We start from the raw sequence: 2,368 nt of genomic DNA on the forward strand, positions 1-2,368 counted from the left end.
TTCTCCAACCGCCAAAGTCATTACCGTATCATCAGTGAATTTAGACTCTCTATTAAACAAAACAAAATCTTTTGACTTTTCTCCTCTATCAAATTCATAAGGAGAACCTATTATATCTCCCAAAATTGCACCATACATAAAACTCAACTCCTTCTGTTTGGATTGATCTATTTATTCTTTCTTCTATTCCTTCCGGTGATGTTATATTTTTTAAGGATATTTCTCTATATTTTTGGAATGTTTCTGAAATTTAGATTCCTTTTGTTTTCTGAGAGTCTTTGTCCCAATCAAAACATCTATACACTTTAGTTATTGACACATATCCACTTTTTCTTTATTTAAATTTATGTTTTTTAATTATCTAGCCTTTATTCTTACATAGGTAAATATACTTAAATTTATTAATAAACTTACACATGTGATAATCTTCAATCCCCAAATTATATCTGGATCTATTCTTAATTCTTTAGATATTGTATACATAACTATTAAAATAAAATTTAGTGTATTAATAGTTATAGATTTATGAAAATTATATTTTGTCTTTACATCTTTTAAATCAAGTATATTAAAATAAGTTATTGCTAAAAATAAATATAAAAAACAGGTTGCATATAAATTACTCATTTTTACCTTCTTAGATTTTTTAATTCTTATAGTGTCCTCTGCAACTAATAATATATATGCTATTATTTTCAATTTTATATATTAATCTATGTTCACTATTAATCCTTCTACTCCAAAATCCAGATAGTTCAAATCTTAATGTTTCTGGTTTACCTATTCCCTTATTTTTGTTTCTATCAATATCTTTTATAAGATCATTTATTCTTTTTAGTATTTTTTTATCTTCTTTAAGCCAAAATAAATATTCCTCCCACGCTTCATCGACCCATATTTTCTTCATCAATTACCTCATGTTCAATCCCATTAACATTAATTTTCTTACTACGTCTTATTAGTTCTTGATAATAATCTGTGTCTTTCATAATAAATTCATTTTCTTTTAAATTATTATATTCATCTAAACTTATCATAACTACATTCCTTTCTTCTTTTCTAGTTATGATAATTGGCTCACAATTATCTATTGTTTTATCTAAATATTCCTTAAAATTTTTTCTAGCTTCTGAATAATTTACTGATAGCATAATATCACCTCTTAGCTTCATTTTAACATAAGTACAATTTTTAGTACAACTTTTAATTTGTTTGACAAAATAGAAAATATAATTTACAATGTATTATTAAAGTTATCTCCATTCTTTAACACTAAAGGATGCGATAATCTTCATAAACTGATGCTATGTTTTATTAATAAGTGTTTTTTCTATGTCCTATATCAACAAAAACTAATACAAGTTCATCGTCTCTTATATCTGCAAGAATACGATAATCTCCTATTCTATATCTCCATTGACTGCTTCTGTTTGCTGTAAGTCCTTTCCCATGAATACGAGGATTTTCACAATTTGCAAGATTCTTTTCAATCCAAACTTTAATTATTTTTTGGATTTGCCTGTCCAGCTTTCTAAAAGTTTTATCAAACTTATCTGTTGTAGTTATCTGGTATGTCATATTCCTAAATCTTCCCAAAGTTCATTAATCGGTCTTGTTTTTAGTGTTCCTTTTGCCTTTTCTACTTCATACTCCTCAAACACTTTAAGATCATATTCCTTTTCAATATGTTCAAGCATTGTCATTCTAATTATTTCAGATAGACTTTTATTATTAAGCTTTGCGTAGGATTTCAAAATATTTAGCTCGTTTTCTGGAACTCTCAAACTAATTGTAGACATATACATACTCCCTTCTTTTTTGTAATACGATTGTATTACTTTAATCGGTATTTGTCAAGATAATATTGATTTTATTAGGCAAGCAGATTGTATAAAATAAAGAGTATTAAGTCTACATATTTTTTAGCATCAGCAAGATCAATTTAGATAAAGAAAATAAATATTAAAGTAATAAATTCATAATTTAAGATAAATTTACACCCTAATTAAAATGGGGCTGTTGCAAAAGTCCTAAAATAAAAAAAACGAGAAAACTAAAAAATCCTCGTCTTTTTTGATACAATGTATTTATGAAAAAACAAAACAATACACTGTCTCTTAAATACTTGATTAAAAAAATGATGTTGCAGAGTAGAATCATCTATTCTGCAACATCACCTTTTATCCTCATTATTTACTTGCTTGTGAAATCATCCAAATTACTTTATTATAACTTCCAATAAGTTCATCCATATTAGCAGAAACTAAATAATCACTTTTATCATCTGCATCAGCTTTAATCTCTTTAGCTTTATTCAATAGATGTTTGTAATCTTCCTTTAATACTTCAAATATCTTTTTAACATCAT

4 protein-coding genes are annotated in these 2,368 nt (G+C 25.8%); all 4 read right to left on the reverse strand.

All coding sequences use genetic code 11. The features are described from left to right. Positions 1 to 646: 646 nt before the first annotated feature. Positions 647 to 907, reverse strand: coding sequence for a Txe/YoeB family addiction module toxin (locus SOR77_RS09345; RefSeq protein ID WP_320636835.1), 261 nt, complete (start codon positions 905 to 907; stop codon positions 647 to 649). Continuing rightward, on the reverse strand, positions 885 to 1,151 hold the full coding sequence (locus SOR77_RS09350; protein ID WP_320636836.1) for a type II toxin-antitoxin system Phd/YefM family antitoxin: 267 nt from the start codon (positions 1,149 to 1,151) through the stop codon (positions 885 to 887). Before SOR77_RS09350 ends, SOR77_RS09345 begins: the two co-directional genes overlap by 23 nt. A 163-nt stretch (positions 1,152 to 1,314) precedes the next feature. Further along, the gene (locus tag SOR77_RS09355) at positions 1,315 to 1,578 is read right to left on the reverse strand and encodes a type II toxin-antitoxin system RelE/ParE family toxin (protein ID WP_320636837.1); all 264 of its coding nucleotides are present in this window, start codon (positions 1,576 to 1,578) and stop codon (positions 1,315 to 1,317) included. After that, entirely contained in the window at positions 1,575 to 1,799 is a 225-nt protein-coding gene (relB, locus tag SOR77_RS09360) for a type II toxin-antitoxin system RelB family antitoxin (RefSeq protein WP_320636838.1), read from the reverse strand. The genes SOR77_RS09355 and relB overlap by 4 nt, the downstream gene beginning before the upstream one ends. Positions 1,800 to 2,368 lie beyond the last annotated feature (569 nt).

The organism is Peptoniphilus sp., from assembly GCF_034090345.1.
In the GTDB taxonomy this organism is placed as follows: Bacteria; Bacillota; Clostridia; order Tissierellales; family Peptoniphilaceae; genus Peptoniphilus.